The organism is Halomonas sp. ISL-56 (assembly GCF_018612805.1).
GTDB lineage: Bacteria > Pseudomonadota > Gammaproteobacteria > Pseudomonadales > Halomonadaceae > Vreelandella.
This window is the reverse complement of the sequence record NZ_JAGGRO010000011.1, coordinates 554,651-573,886: the sequence shown is the minus strand read 5'-3', so window position 1 is coordinate 573,886 and position 19,236 is coordinate 554,651. Positions and strand designations below refer to the sequence as shown.

At 57.0% G+C, this 19,236-nt stretch carries 20 protein-coding genes; 9 read left to right on the top strand and 11 right to left on the bottom strand.

Annotated elements, in window-relative coordinates:
- Positions 1-181: 181 nt before the first annotated feature.
- Together J7J49_RS10565 and J7J49_RS10560 are read left to right on the top strand one after the other, a co-directional pair.
- The gene (locus J7J49_RS10565) at positions 182-2,344 is read left to right on the top strand and encodes a tRNA(Met) cytidine acetyltransferase TmcA (protein ID WP_215092357.1); all 2,163 of its coding nucleotides are present in this window, start codon (positions 182-184) and stop codon (positions 2,342-2,344) included.
- Positions 2,345-2,371: 27 nt separating this feature from the next.
- Positions 2,372-3,838, top strand: coding sequence for an aminoacyl-histidine dipeptidase (locus J7J49_RS10560; protein ID WP_215092355.1), 1,467 nt, complete (start codon positions 2,372-2,374; stop codon positions 3,836-3,838).
- Between the two features lie 88 nt (positions 3,839-3,926).
- Here J7J49_RS10560 and J7J49_RS10555 read toward each other — a convergent pair whose 3' ends face one another.
- A complete protein-coding gene (locus tag J7J49_RS10555; RefSeq protein ID WP_215092353.1) occupies positions 3,927-4,403 on the bottom strand; it encodes a Dps family protein in 477 nt (158 codons plus the stop codon).
- A 329-nt stretch (positions 4,404-4,732) separates the two neighbouring features.
- A complete protein-coding gene (locus J7J49_RS10550) occupies positions 4,733-5,866 on the bottom strand; it encodes a glycerate kinase (protein ID WP_215092351.1) in 1,134 nt (377 codons plus the stop codon).
- 106 nt (positions 5,867-5,972) lie between these two features.
- On the opposite strand from J7J49_RS10550, the gene J7J49_RS10545 reads away from it, so the two are divergent.
- From J7J49_RS10545 to J7J49_RS10530, 4 genes are all read left to right on the top strand, one after another.
- A complete protein-coding gene (locus J7J49_RS10545) occupies positions 5,973-6,527 on the top strand; it encodes a hypothetical protein (protein WP_215092349.1) in 555 nt (184 codons plus the stop codon).
- Positions 6,524-6,883, top strand: a complete 360-nt coding sequence (locus tag J7J49_RS10540; RefSeq protein WP_215092341.1) for a hypothetical protein — start codon at positions 6,524-6,526, stop codon at positions 6,881-6,883. The genes J7J49_RS10545 and J7J49_RS10540 overlap by 4 nt, the downstream gene beginning before the upstream one ends.
- Positions 6,880-7,539: a DUF1007 family protein gene (locus J7J49_RS10535; protein WP_215092339.1), complete on the top strand. Its 660-nt coding sequence runs from the start codon at positions 6,880-6,882 to the stop codon at positions 7,537-7,539. The genes J7J49_RS10540 and J7J49_RS10535 overlap by 4 nt, the downstream gene beginning before the upstream one ends.
- Before the next feature lie 90 nt (positions 7,540-7,629).
- Positions 7,630-8,673, top strand: a complete 1,044-nt coding sequence (locus J7J49_RS10530; RefSeq protein ID WP_215092337.1) for a nickel/cobalt transporter — start codon at positions 7,630-7,632, stop codon at positions 8,671-8,673.
- An 8-nt stretch (positions 8,674-8,681) separates the two neighbouring features.
- On the opposite strand, the gene J7J49_RS10525 is transcribed toward J7J49_RS10530, so the two are convergent.
- Positions 8,682-9,101, bottom strand: a complete 420-nt coding sequence (locus J7J49_RS10525; protein ID WP_215092335.1) for an HIT domain-containing protein — start codon at positions 9,099-9,101, stop codon at positions 8,682-8,684.
- A 174-nt stretch (positions 9,102-9,275) separates the two neighbouring features.
- Between J7J49_RS10525 and J7J49_RS10520 the strand changes: the two genes are divergently transcribed.
- Together J7J49_RS10520 and J7J49_RS10515 are read left to right on the top strand one after the other, a co-directional pair.
- A complete protein-coding gene (locus J7J49_RS10520) occupies positions 9,276-9,407 on the top strand; it encodes an entericidin A/B family lipoprotein (RefSeq protein WP_064234110.1) in 132 nt (43 codons plus the stop codon).
- Positions 9,408-9,515: 108 nt separating this feature from the next.
- Entirely contained in the window at positions 9,516-9,887 is a 372-nt protein-coding gene (locus tag J7J49_RS10515) for an I78 family peptidase inhibitor (protein ID WP_064234111.1), read from the top strand.
- On the opposite strand, the gene J7J49_RS10510 is transcribed toward J7J49_RS10515, so the two are convergent.
- Complete coding sequence (locus J7J49_RS10510) at positions 9,884-10,489, bottom strand: LysE family translocator (RefSeq protein WP_064234112.1); 606 nt, start codon at positions 10,487-10,489, stop codon at positions 9,884-9,886. The genes J7J49_RS10515 and J7J49_RS10510 overlap by 4 nt on opposite strands.
- 98 nt (positions 10,490-10,587) lie before the next feature.
- Between J7J49_RS10510 and J7J49_RS10505 the strand changes: the two genes are divergently transcribed.
- A complete protein-coding gene (locus J7J49_RS10505) occupies positions 10,588-11,982 on the top strand; it encodes an aminotransferase-like domain-containing protein (RefSeq protein ID WP_215092334.1) in 1,395 nt (464 codons plus the stop codon).
- Between the two features lies 1 nt (position 11,983).
- On the opposite strand, the gene J7J49_RS10500 is transcribed toward J7J49_RS10505, so the two are convergent.
- The 7 genes from J7J49_RS10500 to J7J49_RS10470 all read right to left on the bottom strand — a co-directional run bounded on the left by J7J49_RS10500 (position 11,984) and on the right by J7J49_RS10470 (position 19,179).
- On the bottom strand, positions 11,984-12,988 hold the full coding sequence (locus J7J49_RS10500; RefSeq protein WP_215092332.1) for an ion transporter: 1,005 nt from the start codon (positions 12,986-12,988) through the stop codon (positions 11,984-11,986).
- Between the two features lie 75 nt (positions 12,989-13,063).
- Positions 13,064-13,600: an acyl-CoA thioesterase gene (locus tag J7J49_RS10495; RefSeq protein WP_064234115.1), complete on the bottom strand. Its 537-nt coding sequence runs from the start codon at positions 13,598-13,600 to the stop codon at positions 13,064-13,066.
- Positions 13,601-13,687: 87 nt separating this feature from the next.
- Positions 13,688-14,998: a short-chain fatty acid transporter gene (locus J7J49_RS10490; RefSeq protein WP_215092330.1), complete on the bottom strand. Its 1,311-nt coding sequence runs from the start codon at positions 14,996-14,998 to the stop codon at positions 13,688-13,690.
- Positions 14,999-15,172: 174 nt separating this feature from the next.
- The gene (locus tag J7J49_RS10485; protein WP_215092327.1) at positions 15,173-16,477 is read right to left on the bottom strand and encodes an MATE family efflux transporter; all 1,305 of its coding nucleotides are present in this window, start codon (positions 16,475-16,477) and stop codon (positions 15,173-15,175) included.
- A gap of 5 nt (positions 16,478-16,482) precedes the next feature.
- A complete protein-coding gene (locus J7J49_RS10480) occupies positions 16,483-16,731 on the bottom strand; it encodes a YfhL family 4Fe-4S dicluster ferredoxin (protein ID WP_215092431.1) in 249 nt (82 codons plus the stop codon).
- 73 nt (positions 16,732-16,804) lie between these two features.
- Positions 16,805-17,299 (bottom strand): pantetheine-phosphate adenylyltransferase, encoded by a 495-nt coding sequence (coaD, locus tag J7J49_RS10475; RefSeq protein WP_064234118.1) that lies wholly within the window; start codon positions 17,297-17,299, stop codon positions 16,805-16,807.
- Complete coding sequence (locus tag J7J49_RS10470) at positions 17,296-19,179, bottom strand: beta-ketoacyl synthase (RefSeq protein WP_215092429.1); 1,884 nt, start codon at positions 19,177-19,179, stop codon at positions 17,296-17,298. The genes coaD and J7J49_RS10470 overlap by 4 nt, the downstream gene beginning before the upstream one ends.
- Between the last annotated feature and the right edge of the window lie 57 nt (positions 19,180-19,236).

Sequence of the window (19,236 nt, the reverse complement as noted above, 5' to 3'; positions counted from 1 at the left end):
TTATAAAAAATTTCATATGTTCAATCTAAACAGCGGGTTATAGAGTGTTTTGAGAAAAAAAGAGAGGGGGGGAATCGCTTCATAGCGTTGAAAGTAGTTAAATTATTGAACCAAAGTTGTAAGCAAAAAGCCTGCCTTAAAGCGCTATGCGGCACGCTGAAAGACGGGATAGGCTAACGTAATGGGAAACGGCCGCGCTGAAGTAGGAAATCATTTGCCCGATAATCACGTGTTAGATAACTCACAGCAAGCGCGAGTGGTGGCCTCATTAGTGCATCACGCACGTCGTTTAGCCCGCCGCCGATGGCGTCAGCTAGTGTGGCTAAGCGGCGATGCTTCGCAGTGCCGCTCAATGGCACAGGCGCTATGTCAAGCCCACACCTGGCAAGCGCCGCTGTGGGTGGGAGACGAACACCTCTCGCCACGCAAGGCGCGCATGCGCCTGGGGGCAGAACACCAGTTGATAGTGCTCGACACTCACGGCAGCGGGTTTGATCCCGAGGCGCTGGGGGCGCTGGCGGGAACGATCACCGCCGGCGGTCTGCTGGTATTGCTTACACCGCAGCCGTGGGAGGAGTCGCCTGACCCGGACTACGCGCGTTTTGCCGATCACCCCTGGCATTGGTCCGAGCTGAGTTGCCACTACCTTTCGCGCTTGGCGCGTCAGTTGCAGGCTTCACCTAAGGTAGTGCGCTGGCGCGTTGATCAGTCGTTGCAGCTGCCTTACCTGCCTTTGTGCAAGGTAGACGACACGGGAACAACTGATAGCGACTGCTCGACCGCAGATCAGGCCTTCGCGGTGAAACAACTGGTTGGTTTGAAACGCCGCCGCCCACTGGTGATGACTGCAGACCGTGGGCGTGGCAAAAGCGCCGCGCTGGGTATCGCCTGCGCGCGGCTGCTAATGGGCAAAGCCCAACGAATCGTGATTACTGCGCCGCGGCTGAGTGCAGTGGAAAGCGTGTTTGAGCGGGTGGCGGCACTTTGCCCAGACGGTCGTCGCGTTACCCCTGGCCAGTTTGTGCTTGCCCAGGGCAGCGAGCTGATTTTTTTACCTCCGGATGTGCTTACCGAGCAGATCAACGCCCAACGGCAGGGCGGTGATGGCAGTTATTTAATGGTCGATGAGGCGGCAGCAATCCCCGCAGCGCTGTTGGGGCACTGGCTCAGCGCCTTTCCTCGGATTGCTTTCGCCACCACGGTGCATGGTTATGAGGGTTCCGGAAGGGGGTTTGCGCTACGCTTTCGCGCGACCCTGGAGCGGCTGACACCCCAATGGAAAGCGCTGACGTTGGATGCCCCCATCCGTTGGCATAGCGGCGACCCGCTGGAAGCCCTGGTCAATCAACTGCTGTTGTTAAAAGCGCCACTGCCCATTGCGCAGCCGGATGATAGCGCAGTAGTAACGCAGGTGGTTGAGCGTGGCTGGCTTGCCCAGCAAGACGCCGCGCTGGAAAAACTGTTTGGCCTGCTGGTGCAGTCCCACTACCGCACCTCTCCCAACGACCTGCGCCAACTGCTTGACGGTCCAGCTACCCAGCTACGCACGATAGAGCAGGCAGGCGAGCCTCAGGCGGTACTGGTCACTAGGGAGGAGGGGGGCTTTGAGGCAGCCCTTGCCGATCAGGTTGCCCGTGGTCAGCGTCGCCCCCAGGGGCATTTGTTGGCGCAGTCGCTGGCGACTCACGCTGGTAGCCGCACGGCGCTAACGGCCCGCTGGCGGCGGGTAGCGCGTATTGCGACGCACCCCGAGCGGCGTCGCCAAGGCTTGGGGCAAATGCTGCTGCAAGAGGATATGGTCGCCGCCAGGCAGCAGGGGGTTGCACTTTATGGTGCGACCTTCGGGGCAGAGGCATCGCTGCTACGCTTTTGGCTGGCGCAGGGGTTTACCCCGGTACGCTTAGGGATTAGCCGGGAGACCTCCACCGGTGAGTTCGCTGTTATGGTGGCGAAAGCGCTGAATGCGGAAGGCGAGGCGGTGCTGGCTGACCTCATTGAGCGCTTTCAGGCAGGTTTACCCGGTCTGCTGGCATTTGAGCTAAAGACGCTGCCGGCCGCGGTGCTGGTATTGCTACTCGCTCAAATGCCCAGCGTTTCGCTAAGTGACCGCGAGTGGCAGGATGTTGAGGATGTGGCCACCGCCCATCGCGACCCCGCCCTTGCCCGCCCGGCGCTGCAAGCCTTGGCCCGGGAAGCCAGCCACCGCAGTTTAAGCGAGCCACAGCAGCAGGCACATCAACAGCTAGCCGCCTGGGCGTTTCAAAATAGTGCCCAGGCGGATGCCCATAATGACGGCCTCAAAGCCCTACGCCTCGCTGTGAATAGCCTCATTGAGGTAAAGTAGGCCGGTTATCGATAATGAAGAGTCTTTATGAACGCACATCTTGACGCGCTTGAGCCCTCATTGGTTTGGCGCCACTTCCGAACGCTGTGTAATACGCCGCGGCCTTCTGGGCATGAGGCGGCACTGGTGGCTACCCTCGAAAGCTGGGCCGATGCCCAAGGCCTCGCCCACGACCGCGATAGCTTCGGTAATTTACGTCTACGTAAACCGGCATCCCCAGGCTGCGAACAGGCGCCCGGCGTTGTGCTTCAGGGTCACCTGGATATGGTCGCCCAAGCCAATAGCGGCCACGCTCACGATTTTACCCGCGATCCGATTAGCACCTATGTAGCCGACGGCTGGCTGCACGCCGATTGCACCACCCTGGGGGCTGATAACGGGCTAGGCGTGGCGGCGATTCTCGCCGTACTGGAAGATCCTGACCTTCGCCACGGCCCGCTGGAAGCACTGTTTACCCTGGAGGAAGAGACCTCCATGGGGGGCGCGCTTAACCTGGCTGAGCACTGGCTCGAAGGTTCGCTACTGCTCAACCTGGATAGCGAGGATCGGGGGCAGGTCTATATTGGCTGTGCGGGCGGGGCTGACGTGGAAGTGGATGCACAACTGCCTAGTGCCGCTGTTGGTGACCACGAGCGGACTATTGAGATCGCCTTGACCGGCCTGAAGGGTGGCCACTCCGGCGCGGATATCCATAAACCGCTGGGGAATGCCAACCGGTTGTTGGTCAGGGTGCTGCGCTCCCTTGAGGCATTTGATGCGCGCTTGATTAGCTATCACGGCGGCACCTTACGCAATGCGATTCCACGGGAGGCTTTTGCTCAAGTGGCGCTGCCTGCCGATGAAGTAGACGCCGCGATAGTATTAATCGCCGGGTTGGAAAAGACTCTGTTAACCGAGTTGGGCAGTGGTGATAGTGGCCTTAGTATCAACGCCCAGCGTTTGGCTGAGACGCCCACCGCGGAGCCGTTAACCCTGGATGCCAGCGTAATGCTACTGGCCGCACTTCATGCCGCCCCCTGTGGGGTCGAGAGGATGAGCGCCGATGTGCCGGGGGTGGTAGAAACCTCCAATAACCTGGGCGTACTAAGCCTGGAAAATGGGCGGCTGCACCTCTGCGCCCTGGTACGCTCACTGCACGACAGCGCGGTGGTCGCCATGGCGGATCGCTTTAAAGCGTTGTTTGGGTTGATCGGTGCACGGGTAAAAGTGGAAAACAGCTACCCGGGCTGGGCGCCTAATCCTGACGGCGCACTGTTGGCGACCTTTAACGCGCGCCATGCGGCGCTGCTGGGCCGCGAGCCGGAGGTGAAGGTCATCCACGCGGGGCTTGAGTGCGGTATTCTTGGCAGCAAATATCCGCAGCTGGATATGATCTCCTTTGGACCACTGATTCGCGGCGCCCATTCACCGGATGAGCGGGTCGAGTTAGCCTCGGTGGAAGAGTTCTGGTCGCTGCTGCGGGCGTTGATTGAGGATCTTGCTGAGCAACGTTAGTCCGCGTCTGCAATCGATAAGCGCAACGAAAACGGCACCCACAATGGGTGCCGTTTGACGTCAATATGAATAAAAACCTTTTAAACGCTTATTTACTCAAGTAGGCATTAAGCATCCAAATGGTTTTTTCCTGCTCGCGGATGTAGTCACCTGCTTGCGCCGCGGTGCCTTCATCGTCGGCATCAGAGGCGAGCGACAGCAGTTCACGCTGCAGCTCAATAATCGTTTGGTACCCTTTGAGTACGCCTTTAACGCAGGTGCTGCCGTCGTGAACGTCTTTGTCTTCCTGAATACGTGATAGCGTTACGTAGTCGCTGTAAGCGTGTACCGGTTTGTGGCCTAGGGTCAGGATACGTTCGGCAACCTCGTCCACTTTGGTCAGCAGGTCGGTGTAGAACTCTTCAAACTTGGCGTGCAGCTCAAAAAAATCGTTACCACGTACATTCCAATGGTAGCCGCGCACGTTCATATAGAAAATTTGGTAATTAGCCAGCAGGTGGTTAAGTTTTTCGGCGAGTTGACTAGCGCTACCTTCGTGTAGGCCAATGCTATTAGTATCCGTCATATCCTGCTTCCTCTTTATGCCGCAGTGTTTATGCAACAGTATTGATGTCGCAATGGGCGGCGGTTAATGCGTGTAACCAGAATAGGGTGCCTTAGCGCCAGTGTGAAACAAGTTTTTTGCATCGCTGCCATAGCTCTTTGGTATAGCTTTTTGATATAGCTCTTTGGCATCAGTGTTTCGACATCTGTACTTTGACATTATCAGCACTTCGACGTTATGTCGTTGCCGACACCCTTTGGTTACTGCATTAGATGCTGGCGATAAGGGCTTTTTTCAAGGGCTGCACATGTTGTTTTAAGGTCTTTTTAAGGTCTTTTTTAAGGTCTGTTTTAAGGTCTGTGCACCCACAGCCGCAGCAGGCTTTCGCAGCGCGCTTCCAGCAGTTCAGCGGTGCGCGGTAGCGCATCAGATAAAGTCATGGGGCCATCGGCCAGCGCAAACGCTGCCGTTACGCCTTCGTCAAAGCAGGCCTGCCAGCCGTCGCCTAGGCTGCCTGCCAGCACGATAACCGGTTTGTGAAGGCGCTTGGCGGCGCGGGAGACGCCAATCGGGGTTTTGCCAGACAAGCTTTGGCCATCCAGGCGCCCTTCACCGGTGATGATCAAGTCGGCACGGGCCAAAAGCGTGGCCATATCTGCCTGCTGCATAATCATCTCAATACCGGGCTTTAACGTGGCATTTAAAAACGCCTTGGCTGCAAACCCCATACCGCCCGCGGCGCCTGCGCCCGGCAGCGTTCGGAAATCATCGCCTAATGCATGCGCGCTTATATCGGCGAAGTGGCCAAGCGCACGATCCAACTGCTCAACCTCTTCAGGCGATGCGCCCTTTTGCGGGCCAAATACCGCGCTGGCCCCGCGTTCGCCCAGCAGAGGGTTATCTACATCAACGGCGGCCTCCAGGGAGAGCTTGGCTAACCGCGGGTCTAGCCCGCCAAGTTCCAAGCTCGCCAACTGGCTAAGCGCGGCGCCGCCGGGCGCCAGCGGTTGGTCGTTTTGATCCAAAAAGCGCGCGCCCAGTGCCTGCAGCATGCCTGCTCCTGCGTCATTGGTAGCGCTGCCGCCGAGCAGTAAAAGTGCTTTTTCAGCACCTTGATCCAGCGCCGCCAGCAGCAGTTCACCCACGCCAAAGGTGGAGGTGTGCAGCGCATTGCGCTCCTCGGCCTCAAGGTGCTGTAAACCGCTGGCTTCTGCCAGCTCAATAAACGCGGTACGCTGGTCGCTCAGCCAGCCCCAGGCTGCTTGGCGAGGGCGCCCCAGGGCATCATGAACGTTGAGCTGGCGCCGCTCAGCGCCGGTAGCGGCGATTAGCGCATCCAAGCTGCCTTCGCCGCCGTCAGCCAACGGGCAAACCTGAACATGCGCTTCAGGCATGGCGCGCTGTACGCCTCGCGCCATGGCGGCCGCGGCGTCTTGAGCGCTGAGCGCATCTTTGAAGCTGTCGGGGCAAAGCAAAACATTCATTAGCACGTTCTCCGCAAAACAGTGTCTTCATTACAATGTCATTTCATTTAAGCATGACTAGCTTCGGCGAGCTAAACCAGCGGCCTCGTCCGTTAGAGGATCTAACATGAAGTCGATACCCATAAGCTTAACCTGTCTGCTAGCACTTGCTGGCTGCCAAGCGATTCCTGATCGCCTGCCGCAAGCGGAACCCGCGCCTGCGGCGGCGTGCTATTTTCCCGTCACACAAGAGCGGGCGCTGGAAACCAGCGTTGAGGTGCTCACTGAGTGGGGCTTCACCTTGAATTCTACTGATACCAACTTGGGGTTGGTTAGCGCCAGCCGCGAACGTCCGCTACACGGCTATTATGACCCTTACGATGATGCCTATGGCTATGGGCGCGGAATGCGGGTCTTTGGTGGCTTGGGTATCGGCCGAGGTTCCGGTGTGGGGTTCGGTATAGGTAGCGGTTTTGGCGGTGGCGTAGGCCAGCAGCCGGTGGAGTCTGAGCGAGTGTCGCTACTGGTTGACGATGCGCATATACGCATATCCCGTGATATTCGCCGCTTTGATCACTGGGGTGATCTACGCGAATCCTACAGTGCCAGCAACGACGATTTCTGTCAGCGTTTTCAAACCCGCTTTGCCCAAAGTGCCCCCGCAACCGGGAGGCCGTTATGAAGATTCGCCACTGGTTGTTAATCGGACTATTGGGTGGATTAGTCGGCTGCGCGACAACAACGCCCCTGGAGCCTCGTGAGTTGGCTTATAGCACTTCATCTGAAGAGACCTTTCGCGAAGCCGTCGAGCTGATGGTGGAGCAGGGTTATGTGGTTCGCCATGCGGATCTATCGTTGGGGCGGGCGGAAGCATCGCTGGCCCGCTGGCCGGAGTACCGGCTGCAACTACAGGTGAGCGATGAGGGCAGTGGTAGCCGCGTGCGGGTGTCGGCGTTGAGGGGTAGCCAACCACTGCCGCCCCAGTTGCTCGACCCTTGGCTGGTCGCCTTGCAGCATAAGCTGGGAGTTGCGCCATGAAGTGGGCTGGTAGCGCAGTCGCCGTTTTGTTGACCATGAGTAGTCTGCTGGTCAGCCCCTATGCTCGTGCCCACCCTCACGGCTGGATCGATCTGAGTGTACGGGTCATCACCGATGATCAGGGCGTAGTGAGTGGCCTGCATCAAACCTGGCGGATGGATCCTTTCTACAGTCTGGTGGTTTTTGAAGAGCTGCAACAGGTGGAAAACGCCAGTTTGGAGGAGGGGCTGGATCAGCTTGGCAGAGAGATTCGCGATAATCTCGCCGCGCAGCATTATTTAACCGAAGTGAAAATCAACGGCGAGCCCCAGGCGCTGGGCGAGGTAAGCGAATATACCGCTATGGAACGCGATGGGCGGCTAACCTTTATGTTTATTCTGCCGCTGGCAACACCACAGCCGCTGACAGACGCTTTGCTGACTTACCAAGTGTTTGACCCTACCTACTACATCGAAGTGGTGCACGAGGAGGAGGGTGGCCAGCCCCAGGATGACGCGCTGATACTACACGGCGAGCCGGACTGTGAGTTGGCTATCCTCCCTGCTGATCCAGATCCTGAAATGGTGATGCAGGCGGCGCTACTCGATAAGGATGAGAGTGGTGAGCCAGGCTTGGGACGCTATTTTGCTGAAACTGGCCAAGTTGATTGCCGCTAGCCGTTATTTAAGGCGTGCTTGTCACGCTCAACCTATCGACTATAAATGTTTTTATGTTACTTTGTAACAATTTGGCGGTGGAGCGGTAAAATGTCATTAACACGGCCGTTTAAACGACATTTAGGGTTAATGCTGGGTCTGCTGCTGGTCGCAGTAGTGCTCATCATCGTGTGGCAAGGCGGATTTCAGAGCGTGAGCTATCAGCTACTCGGTTGGCAGCGGGATCTGCACCGTTCGCTGACATTGGCGATTACCGAACTTTCACGTACCCCCACCATGGCGACATGGGTGAGCCTGCTAAGCATTAGCTTCGCCTACGGCGTGTTTCATGCTGCTGGGCCGGGGCATGGTAAAGCCGTCTTGGCGACTTACTTAGCCACCCACGGCGGTGCGGTCAAGCGTGCTTTGGGCCTATCGTTCGCTGCCTCGTTACTGCAAGGGGTGACCGCCATAGTGCTAGTCGTGGTGTTGGTGTATGGCTTGGGTTGGGTGACTCGGCAAGCCATGGGCAGCGTTGCCTGGGTGGAGCAGGCCAGTTTTTTACTGGTGGCGGCCTTGGGTGCGTGGCTATGTTGGCGAGCTGTAAAGCAACTACGGCAAGCCTACCAGCCAGGGCGAACGGCTCATTTGCACGGCCCAGCCCATGAGCATCATCAAGACCACAGCCATGAACATAGCCATGACCACAGCCATGACCACAGCCACTGTTGCGGTGGAGCTCACCATATTGAGCCGCAGCAGGCGTTGGATTTGCGGACAGCGGTGATGACAGTCGGGGCCATTGGTATGCGTCCCTGCAGCGGTGCCGTGCTGATGGTAGGAGCGGCCAGCTTGCTGGGCCAGTTTGAGGTGGGCGTGGCCTCGGTAGTGGCCATGTCGATAGGCACTGGAATAACGGTGTCAGCGCTCGCGCTGGCGAGCATTTTTGCTCGAAGCTGGGCTCAGCGGCGCCTATCCAAGCAGCAGCACAGCCAACGTAGCGTGCAAAAAGCCACCGGCTGGGTAGCCTTGGCTGGCGGTGCCTTGATAGTGGTGCTGGGTATTTCACTTAGCGTGGCGGGCGTCGCCCAGCCTGATAGCGGGCCGCTTCTTAACGATCCGCCTGCGCGGCAAGGCCATCCATTAACGGGGTAACGGTTAAACTACATATCAAGTCCATCGATAAGCGCCAGCAGTTGGTCGCGTAACTGCGCCTGACCATCCAGATCGTAGGGTTTAGCTGAGCCGTTGCCCCACACGGGAGCCGGCCAGGTTGCATCACCGTGCCGTCGGATCACCACGTGCACATGCAGCTGGCTAACCACATTGCCTAGCGTGGCAATATTAACTTTGTCCCCTCCCAGCGTTGCTTTCATGGCATTGCCTAACTGGGTGGCCTCACGCCAAAGCTGCTGCTGGTCGTGAGCCGAAAGCTCAAACACTTCGCTGATAGAGGCGTGGCGTGGCACTAGAATCACCCAGGGGTAGCGCGCGTCATTCATTAGCAGCAGGCGGCTTAGCGGGAGGTCTGCGATGGGTAAGGTGTCGGCAGCAAGGCGTTCATCTAGCTCGAAATTGATCAAATGTAAGGCTCCAGTCAGCGGTTTAGGTGATTGTTAGTATAGTCGCCGCGAGGTGGCGCAGGGAAAACGAGCGCGATTGCCAAAACGCTGTTACCCTGAAAAAACTCCCAACTGGCAAATTAATTTGCCAGTGGAGTTCCCCGATGTTGAATAACTCGTTAAGGAGAACGGAAAATGAAAAAAATATTGGCCATGAGCTTTATGCTGCTGATGACAGCGGGTGTGCTAACAGGTTGCAATACCATCGCTGGCGCTGGCCAGGATGTGCAAGAAGGCGGTAAAGCCGTCCAAGATGCAGCTGAATAAATAAGTAAGACTGCGTTTTAGCGTAAGTGGTACCCCACGAGCTAGGCTAACGCCTAGCTCGTGGGGTTTTATAGCCTATCCTCATAACCTTCTTTTGGAGATTCAAGGATGAAACCCCGTATTACCCTGGTTAAGTTTGCCGCTGTTAGCGCCTGTGCGCTGCTGCTAACGGCCTGTGTCAGTTCCCAAATGCCGATTTCCCCTGCCAGCGACAACGTCGACGCAGCACCACCGCCGCCCACGGTAGCGCCAAACGGTTCCAGTGATGAGCAGGCTGCCAGCTGTGATCTAGACGCTATTCAATACGCTATCGGTGAACCCTTCAATGAGGCTAGCTTTTCGCAGTTAAAAAGCGCTAGCGGTGTTCAACAAGTGCGCGTGTTGCGGCCTGGCGATATGGCCACTATGGATCACCGACCGGATCGCTTGAACATTCATCTTGATGATCAAGATGGCATTGAAGCGCTGCGCTGCGGCTAACCTAAGATCAGTACAACGCAGGCGGCGGTCAGTATCCCCATGGTGATGTTGAACGCCCGCCATGCGTTATCCGTTTTGATCCACTGGCCAATCGCACTACCAAAGGCGGCCCATAGCGCAATACAAGGCAGTGCCACCATTTCAGCAAAGCCTGCCAGTAGCAGCGCATTAAATACCGGTTGGCCACTTTCGGGTAGAAAGCCCGCCATCAATGCTAGCCCCATTACCCACGCTTTTGGATTGGCGAATTGAAATGCCGCTGCCTGCCAAAATGTAAACGGTACGCTATGAGCTTGGGCGTTAAGATTGGGCGGCGGCGCGCTGGCTATCTTCCATGCTAAATAGAGCAAGTAGGCGCTGCCAAGCCAGCGCAGCGCGGTTTGAATCGCTGGGTAGCGTTCAAATAGCACGCCCAGCCCCAGCGCTATGCCTGCAAAGAGTAAAAAGCAGCCCCCTAAGATCCCCCACATATGCGGCAGCGTGCGCTTAAAGCCGAAGTTGGCACCAGAGGCGGTGAGCATAACGTTATTAGGCCCAGGGGTAAGCGTCATCGACATCATATAGAGCGCGGCCGGGCCGAGAATTAACCATTCGCTGTTCATTTTATTGTATCCATACAATTTTGGATTGAAGGTTGCTTTAGAGCGACTATTGTTAGCATAATGGGGATTAAATTGACGTCAAAGGTTTTATTGTCACCATGACAATGTGGGTGCCTTCGCTAGCTGAGTTTTCTAGTCCACGCTACCGCGCTATTGCCAGCGCCATTGAGGCCGCTATAGAGGCTGGGACGCTATTGCCTGGGGAGCGCTTGCCGCCCCAACGCCGTTTGGCGGATGCGCTAGGGGTGACTATCGGTACAGTCACCCGGGGTTACGCTGAGGCTGAGCGCAATGGCTGGGTGTCGGCACGGGTGGGTAGCGGCACTTATGTAAAGAACCAAAGCCAAGACAACGCTGTTAGCCTGACGTTTCCCGCTGACGATACAGACGGTGTGATTGATTTGAGCCTTAGCCTGCCGCCTCCCCATCCGCTGCGGCAGGCGCTGCTGAGTGAAGCACTGCTCACTTTGAGCCAGTCCGGGGCTGCATTAGCGCGCGGTGTCACCTACCAAGATGCCCAGGGGCGTCGTGAGCATCGTGAGGCGCTGGCTCGCTGGTTAAATAGCTTAGGCATGCCATTGATGGCTGATGAACTGCTGATCACCCAAGGTGGTCAACACGGCATTAGTCTGGCGCTCAGCACCTTGCTACGACCGGGCGAGCTGTTGGCCGCCGATGCCTTAACCTACCCCGGTGCCATTAGTGCAGCCCAGCAAGGACATCTCAAGCTGATAGGGATTGGTCAAGACAGCGAAGGGATGCGCATGGATCTGCTGGAGGCGCAGTGTGCCCGGCAGCCGCCAAGAGCGATTTACCTTACGCCGGAGCAAAACAATCCTACCGGCGCGTGTTTAAGCGCGTCGCGTCGCGAACAGTTGGTGACGCTGGCGAGGCGCTATGATATCTGGCTGATTGAAGACGGTGTGCAATATCTGCCCGCTGAACAGCGTGGTACACCTCTTTATAAGCTTGCGCCGGAGCGTACGCTGTTTGTGTTTAGTACCGCTAAAGTGCTGGCGGGTGGGCTGCGAATTGGCGTGCTGCGTGCGCCTAAGAGTTTGCACGAACGGCTAGCGACTGGCCTGCGCGCCCAAAGTTGGATGGTGCCACCGCTAATGGTCGATGTGGTCTGCCACTGGGTTAATCAGGCTGCGGCTGAAGAATTACTTACCTGGCAGACCCAGGAGTTAGCGGAGCGTCAGCAGTTGGCTGCAAAATGGCTGCAAGGGTTTACCCTAAGCGGGCGTTCCCATAGCAGTAATGTATGGCTAACACTGCCAGAGGGAAGCCGGGCCGTAGAGCTGTGTGACCGGCTACTGCAGCGGGGTGTCAAGGTAAGCAGCGCGGAGCCCTTTTGTGTGGGCAGTACGCCAGCGCCCCAAGCGATTCGACTATGCATTGGAGCCGCGGCGGATCGCAGCGAGCTCATTCAGGCATTAAGTATCGTCGCCGCCTGTTTGAGCGAGCGTCCGTTAGCCCCCACCACCTTGTGAGTTATTCATAGCGGTCTTTCCAGGCTTGATGGCTTATCTGCTCTTTGAGCATTTCGAGGATGTCATACAGCACCTGCTCGGTAACGCGATTGCTGCCTTCGTCAACCGTTAGCCAGGTGTCGAAGCCGCTGTCGGCAGCGCGCTCCACCAACTGCCTAAACTCATCGGAATGAATACCTAGCAGCAGTTCATCGACGAGTCGCTGGGCAACGCCACTGAGTGATGCCTCCATCGCCCTGGTGGCCTGCTGCCCCATCGGTAGGCGGTTAAGACGCTGAATCTCGGGACTTTCCCGCAGCGTACGGCTAACCAAATCGCTGATCGCCGCCATGATGGACTGTCGGTTGTGCTGGTAGGCTTTGCCGATAGTGCTCTCTAATCGCTGGGCAATCTCATGAATTAGCTGCGACTTGCGGGGCATGATGACACGCTCAATCACGCGCTCGGTCAGCGAATCGCTGGCACGAATCTGCTGCTGCACATTGCCCAGCAGCCGCAGCGCGATACGGTCGGAAAGCTCCTCAAGTAAAATATCGTAATACTTGGCAACAAATTGGTAGATATACCAGTGGGTAACATCAATAAGGCCGAGGCGGTGTAGTCGGTTGATTAACGATACCACGCGTAGAATACGCAGCAGGCGGAAGCCAGCGAGGGGAATACAGCCCAACACGTCATACCAGTGCACGAAGGGGTAGAAAAACCAGCGGTGGTAGCGCCGCTCGGCAATAGCAATTGTCCAGCCTAGCAGTACATCGGCGATAAAAAAGCTGACAAATACCAAGTCGATGGTGATAAAACGGCTATGAATCGCCTCATCGTAAAAGGTGTGAAAACTGGGCGCGAGATTGGCGATGCCCTGGTTAATAGGGCCAAGTAAAAACAGTGAATCAAACAGCAGCAGCGCGAGGTTAATCACCACCAGCGTCAAAATGAAAAAATCCCAACCAATATGGGCGTATTCAACCGCTTTAGGCAGGTGCGGGTAGCGTTCCCTGGCGGGCATACGAACTCCTTGTCGTTGGATGGGGTTTATGTCGAGGGCTCTGTTTTTGATTTTTGATAAGGTCTATGTTGTTGGTTAGTCCTGTGATGGGGCATTAGGCTCATACTGGTGCTGGGTGAACAGCTCTTCTTTCTCGGCCTGTTTGCGTAACTTCTTGCGTAAAGCCGCCTTATCAAAGCGTAGCTGCTGTAGAGGTGTTGCCAAACTGAGCGGCGGCACATTGGCGGGTTTTCCATCTTCATCCACAGCGACCATGGTCAGGTAGCAGCTGTTGGTATGACGGATCAGTTTATTGCGAATATCTTCAGCCACGACCTTAATGCCCACTTCCATTGACGAGCGGCCAACATGATTGACGCTGGCTAAAAAGGTGACCAGCTCGCCGACATGAATCGGCTGTTTAAACAGCACCTGATCCACCGACAGTGTCACCACGTAGTGGCCCGAATACCGACTGGCGCAAGCAAAAGCGACTTCATCAAGCTTTTTAAGAATCGCGCCGCCATGCACTTTACCGCTGAAATTCGCCATGTCGGGCGTCATCAGTACGGTCATGGAAAGTTCGTGCTGCCCAGGCAGGGCAGCGTTGGCGCTGATTTCGGCGTCTGTCATACGGTGCTCCTGCGATTATTTGCAACGGTTAACGGCTACCCCTCCCGCCGGGCAGCCGCTGGTTATTGGTTTAGAACCATGCGCTTATTAAAACCACAATAGGCCCACTGAGATAATAATACCGGTGATAAACAGCTGAATCAGGCAGAAGCCCATAATATCTTTGGCCTTAAGCCCGGCAATGGCGAGTACCGGTAGCGCCCAGAAAGGCTGCAGCAGGTTTGTCCAGGCATCGCCCCAGGCCACTGCCATGGCGACTCGTGGGATGTCAGCCCCTAGCGCCTGGGCGGCAGGCAGCATCACCGGTGCTTGCACGGCCCACTGGCCGCCGCCGGAGGGTACGAACAGATTGACAATCCCTGCGCTGATAAACGACCAGAATGGCAGTGTCGTGGCGGTGGCAAAAGAGACCAGCCACTCGGACATGCTTTCTGCCAGCCCAGATTGAACCATGATGGCCATAATGCCCGCATAAAAGGGGAATTGGATAACAATCCCCGCACCGCCTTTAATCGCTTCGTTCAAGCTATTGAGTAGGTTGCGTGGCGTGCGGTGCAGCACAATGGCCAGGAATAGGAACAGAAAATTGACCACGTTAAGGTTTAAGCCGCCACCGCGCAGCAAAAAGTGATCCAGCAAGAACAGCAGCCCTGGAACGCCGACCAGCAGGGCGAGGGTCACGCTGTTTTCCAGGCGTTCCGCCGGGCGGGTAAGACGGCCAACGGGTTCCGGCTCATCATTCAGCACGCTGGGGTCGACGTAGACGCTGTCCTTCTCATCCGGCAGCATCATGCGGTTTACCAACGGAATGGCAATGAACAGGCAGACCACGATACCGAGGTTAAATAAGGCGAAAATCGTTGAGCCAGTGCCAATCACGCCAATCTGGTCGGCGGAAAAATGCCCTTCGGTGGCGATGGTCAACGGTATCGAGCCCGCCAAACCGCCATGCCATACCACAAAGCCTGAGTAGGCGCTGGCGACGAGTAACCGGTAGTCAACGCGGATCAGTCGTGCCAGCTCTTTGGCAAAGAGTGCCCCGACTACCAAGCCAAAACCCCAGTTAATCCAACTAGCTGCCAATGACACCAGCGTGACCAGGATAATGGCGCCGCCTGGCGTTTTAGCGGTACCGGCGATTTTTTGCAGAATGCGTTTTACCGGTGGTGAGCTTGCCAGCATAAAACCGGTGACCAGCACTAGCAGCATCTGCATCGAGAAGGTCAGCAACCCCCAGAAGCCATCGCCCCAGAAGCGTAGCACCGCCAGCGGTGTTTGGCGCTCAATGGCAATCGCAGCGACCGAGGCAATTAACGTCAGCAGCAGCACGAAAATATATGGGTCGGGGAGATAGCGCTCCACCAGCTTTACCGCCGGTTTTGAGATCATTTTAAGCATGGGATGCTCTCTTTATTCATTATTAGGAAGTGGCTAAGCAAGATTTTTACAAGGTCTTTGAAGTGCCTACGCAGTGCAAGTACATAGCTAATATACGGGGGAGTGCGGTGTTTTTCACGTTGAAGCTGCTCGGCTAATCTCACGTTATTGCAGTTATGGTCAGACGTGGATCGTTTAACGCCAGTGAGTATGGCGATAACGGCGATGGTAGTGGGCAAAATAGTAGAAGATCAGCACCGCCGAGCGAACCAGCATGAACAGCATAAATGAAAACCACAGCCCATGATTACCCAGTCCGTGGGTTAGCCACCAAACGGGCAGATAGACGGCAAGGCCGATAAAGATACTGTTACGCATTTCACGCACCGCGGTGGTGCCAATAAATACCCCGTCAAGCAGGTAGCTCCATACCGCAATCAGCGGCATGACGACCATCCAGGGCAAATACTGCGCCGCGGTCGCACGTACTTCTTCAAGACCAGTGAGCAGCGCGATCAGCGCATTGCCGCCCAGCGCAAACAGCAGAGCGGCCACACCCGCTGTCCAGAATGAAAAATGCGCGGCGGCGCGCACAGTGGTCGCAAACTCACGCCAATCTTTGCGCCCATAGGCGCGCCCAATCAGCGATTCGGCAGCATGGGCAAAGCCATCCAACGCGTAACTGGTGAGCATAATAAATTGCAGCAGGACAGCGTTGGCAGCGAGCACTATATCGCCCTGACGGGCGCCCTGAGCGGTAAAGAACGCCACGGCAAACAGAAGGCCAAGGGTACGCACAAACAGGTTGGCGTTGACGTTAAACAGCGCTTTATAGGCTGCCAGTGCCAGCAGACGCTCGCGTAAAAAATGGCCATCCAGGCGGCTTAGCTGGCGCAGCACTAAATAGCCGCCAAAGGCTAACGCACTGTAGTCGGCGATCACACTGGCCCAGGCTACGCCGTTGCTGGTCATGCCTAGGCCCACCACGAACCATAAATCTAGGATGATATTGACACTGTTAGTGAGCAGCAGAATCATTAGCGTGACGCGGGAATTCTGTTGGCCCAAAAACCAGCCCAGAATGGCGTAGTTGGCAAGCACTGCTGGCGCAGACCAGAGACGAATATGAGCGTACTCTCGCGCTAAGTGAGAGGCTACCTCGCTACCATCTAACAGCCACAACCCCAGCGTAATCAGCGGCGAGGCAAATACAATCAGCAAGCTGCCGATTACCAGCGCCATGATCAGCGATTGCCCCAGTAGGTTACGCACATCCGAGTCGCTCTCACGGCCCATGGCTTGGGCGACCAGCCCCGTGGTGCCCATGCGCAAAAAGCCAAAGCCCCAGTAAAGGAAGCTAAACAGCGTAGCGCCGAGAGTGACGCCCGCCAGATAGCGGGAGTCGGGCAGGTGCCCGACCACAGCCGTATCCACCAGCCCAAGTAGCGGGACGGTGATATTAGAAAGGATGATTGGCCAGGCGAGGGCCCAAATGCGCATTCAGCTTAGACGGCAGTAATGATGCGGTACTTCTTCATCAACTGTTCTTGGGTCTCGTGGCGTTCTGGATCAAGCGGGATGCAGTCCACCGGACAGACCTGTTGGCACTGAGGTTCGTCGTAGTGACCGACGCACTCGGTGCATAGGTTAGGGTCGATGACGTAGATCTCCTCGCCGGGGGAGATGGCATCGTTGGGGCATTCGGGCTCGCAGACGTCGCAGTTAATGCACTCGTCAGTAATCATCAGGGCCATGGGCATACCTCGCAGATGGCGTTCGCACCCAGGCTGACAAGTACCTGAGTGTTTTACTCAACAATAGCGTTGGCTAGCTAGTGTAGTGGTTACGCAGCGCTTCGGCGACCTGTGGATGCACCAGAGGGGAAATATCGCCACCCAGCTTGGCAATCTCACGCACGATGGTTGATGAAATATACGAATTTTCCACCGCAGGGGTTAAAAACACGCTCTCAAGCTCTGGGTTCTGAGCGCGATTCATATTGGCCAACTGTAGCTCATACTCAAAGTCGGAGACCGCGCGCAGGCCGCGCAGAATGATCGTCGCCCCCTGCTCGTGCATCATGGTCGTCAGTAGGGTCGAGAAGCCAATCACCTCAACGTTGGGCAGCGACGCACAGACCGTTTTTGCCAGCGTCATACGTGTTTCCAGGTCGAGGTGGGGGCTTTTGCCGGGGCTTGCCGCCACCGCGATGACCACTTTGTCGAACATGCGTGCACCACGTTCAATGAGATCAAAATGGCCGTTGGTGATAGGGTCGAAGGTGCCAGGGTAGACGGCGATATTAAGCTTGCGAGTGGTCATTCCTCGCTCTCCTCGTCCAGGTGGCCAAACGGATTATCGCTGGTTAATGAGACAGCATGCGCGTAACCGGGGATATGAATCCGATCAGCATGAATGTCCAACTCTGGGCCTTCCAGTACCGCTTCGCCGAACTGGTAGCGTGGGGCGTAGTGGCCAACGTCTGCCTGGGCAAGGTAGGCCGCTGCCGCTTCGCGGGTTGCGACCCGGCGCGTTTTCCAAGCGCTTACCGCGTCTGCGCCGTGGCGCTGAGTCAGCAGGCGCTCGGTGACTGCAGGTGACAGCACCACGCCAGTGGCATTGTTGCCGCCGAAGCCCTTAGCATTAATAAAAGCAGCGTCCGCACGAAAAGTTTGTGTCGTTTGTGAAAGACGCAGCCGTTCGGCATAAACATCGTCGGCGACGGCATCCAGGGTGGGAATCCCCGGCAGAAGGCCGTGGGCAAAGCTACCTAGGGCGCTCGCCAATTGGTCACCCGCTGCGGTGCCCTGGGAGTGGCCGATAAAGGCTTTGATGGCCACCACCGGCCAGTCGTTAATGCCGTTGGCGCGGGCAATTGCGTCGAACACATGGGATTCGGTGATGCGGTTTTTGGGGGTGCTGGTGCCGTGGGCGTGCAAAAAACTGCGCTCTTTAAGGGCTTTTTCACCCAGCATATCGCGCACCAGGGCAGTCGCTTTGCCCAGCGTGATGTAATTGCCAATTCCCGGTGCCGAAATTGAGCGCTTGTAACCGTCAGCATTGACGAATACGTCCGGCACCGCGCCAAGAATATCCGCGCCGACTTCCATTGCCAGCGAATCGTCCATCAGCAGCACAAACTGGCTGGCTTCCGCCATGGTAAAGCCGCAGTTGCGCGCAAAGGGGCGGCAGGCGCGCTGATAGTCGCTATCGGTGAGTAGTTCAAGCGCGTCCAAGGCTTTCAAGCCCGCGTCGTCGGCCAGCGCGCCCATGGCCCTGAAGCCCTCGATAATCTCCGGGGTGATGGGTGCATCAGCGGTACCCACCATCACCACACGGCGGCGTCCGGCGCGAATATCGTCAATACCCAGGCGCAGGTTATAAAGAAAGCTGGCGCAGGCGCCTAATGCTGCGCCGGTGCCACCTACGCTGCCCAGCACATAGGCATTCAAAAAGTCGGCAGGCATCTGGCCATAGCCCAGCGGCATCTGCTTGGAGGTGGCGCGTTGGCCGCTCACCAGACTTTTCAGTAAGCCGCCCCAGCCTTGATCGTCCAATTGGCCGATAGAGTTGCCTGCATACACGGCAATATGATCTGGGTTTAACTGCTGGCGTAGCGTCTCCCATGACAAGCCGCTGGCACCCAGACAGTCGCTGGCGCCAAATACCGCCAGCGATAGGCCACGGGGGTGGTGCACACTGCGGTAGAGACTCGCCGGATCAAAGCCGCTGGGTAGCTGAGCCGCCGCGCGCACCTTGGGTGGCTGGGCGTCGGGCAGCAGTACTTCCAGCACCCCTGCGGGTACACTCACTTCTACCTCACGGGCATCAATATCGCGCACCTGCCAATCAGCGGGCAGGTTTTCAGGCAGTTGGCGGCGGCGCAGAGTAAAACGTAGCGGCTCGGCTAACTGCATGCTGGCTTGCCGGTTAGACGGCATGCCGGGGTCGAGAAAGCGCGGGTCTTCGTTGCGGCGTATCAGGGTATGGTTAAGCACCTGATCACGCAGCGACTGTGCCGGGGCCTTTATGGGTTGGCCTCGACTATCGTGCCACCCCTCTTCGGAGTGCTCTACTAGGCGCATAAGCGCCGCTAAGCCTTCCAGTGTCTGGCGTTGCTGGTCAGCAGGAAGGGCATCAAGCACAGTGCGGCGGAAGGCCTGATGGCCAGAGGTTCTGCCAGCGGGATTGATGCCGCCCATGCCGACAATCACCGGTAAGTGTGACAAGCCGGGTTCCTCTTAATACGGTGGTGGTAA

Bases quoted from the DNA above. Each gene is read 5' to 3' on its own strand.
- coaD (WP_064234118.1), bottom strand. From the start codon at position 17,299: ATGACCACTCGCAAGCTTAATATCGCCGTCTACCCTGGCACCTTCGAC.
- J7J49_RS10505 (WP_215092334.1), top strand. From the start codon at position 10,588: ATGACAATGTGGGTGCCTTCGCTAGCTGAGTTTTCTAGTCCACGCTAC.
- J7J49_RS10565 (WP_215092357.1), top strand. From the start codon at position 182: ATGGGAAACGGCCGCGCTGAAGTAGGAAATCATTTGCCCGATAATCAC.
- J7J49_RS10520 (WP_064234110.1), top strand. From the start codon at position 9,276: ATGAAAAAAATATTGGCCATGAGCTTTATGCTGCTGATGACAGCGGGT.
- J7J49_RS10550 (WP_215092351.1), bottom strand. From the start codon at position 5,866: ATGAATGTTTTGCTTTGCCCCGACAGCTTCAAAGATGCGCTCAGCGCT.
- J7J49_RS10510 (WP_064234112.1), bottom strand. From the start codon at position 10,489: ATGAACAGCGAATGGTTAATTCTCGGCCCGGCCGCGCTCTATATGATG.
- J7J49_RS10480 (WP_215092431.1), bottom strand. From the start codon at position 16,731: ATGGCCCTGATGATTACTGACGAGTGCATTAACTGCGACGTCTGCGAG.
- J7J49_RS10490 (WP_215092330.1), bottom strand. From the start codon at position 14,998: ATGCTTAAAATGATCTCAAAACCGGCGGTAAAGCTGGTGGAGCGCTAT.
- J7J49_RS10500 (WP_215092332.1), bottom strand. From the start codon at position 12,988: ATGCCCGCCAGGGAACGCTACCCGCACCTGCCTAAAGCGGTTGAATAC.
- J7J49_RS10540 (WP_215092341.1), top strand. From the start codon at position 6,524: ATGAAGATTCGCCACTGGTTGTTAATCGGACTATTGGGTGGATTAGTC.
- J7J49_RS10470 (WP_215092429.1), bottom strand. From the start codon at position 19,179: ATGGGCGGCATCAATCCCGCTGGCAGAACCTCTGGCCATCAGGCCTTC.
- J7J49_RS10485 (WP_215092327.1), bottom strand. From the start codon at position 16,477: ATGCGCATTTGGGCCCTCGCCTGGCCAATCATCCTTTCTAATATCACC.
- J7J49_RS10495 (WP_064234115.1), bottom strand. From the start codon at position 13,600: ATGACAGACGCCGAAATCAGCGCCAACGCTGCCCTGCCTGGGCAGCAC.
- J7J49_RS10545 (WP_215092349.1), top strand. From the start codon at position 5,973: ATGAAGTCGATACCCATAAGCTTAACCTGTCTGCTAGCACTTGCTGGC.
- J7J49_RS10560 (WP_215092355.1), top strand. From the start codon at position 2,372: ATGAACGCACATCTTGACGCGCTTGAGCCCTCATTGGTTTGGCGCCAC.
- J7J49_RS10515 (WP_064234111.1), top strand. From the start codon at position 9,516: ATGAAACCCCGTATTACCCTGGTTAAGTTTGCCGCTGTTAGCGCCTGT.
- J7J49_RS10555 (WP_215092353.1), bottom strand. From the start codon at position 4,403: ATGACGGATACTAATAGCATTGGCCTACACGAAGGTAGCGCTAGTCAA.
- J7J49_RS10530 (WP_215092337.1), top strand. From the start codon at position 7,630: ATGTCATTAACACGGCCGTTTAAACGACATTTAGGGTTAATGCTGGGT.
- J7J49_RS10535 (WP_215092339.1), top strand. From the start codon at position 6,880: ATGAAGTGGGCTGGTAGCGCAGTCGCCGTTTTGTTGACCATGAGTAGT.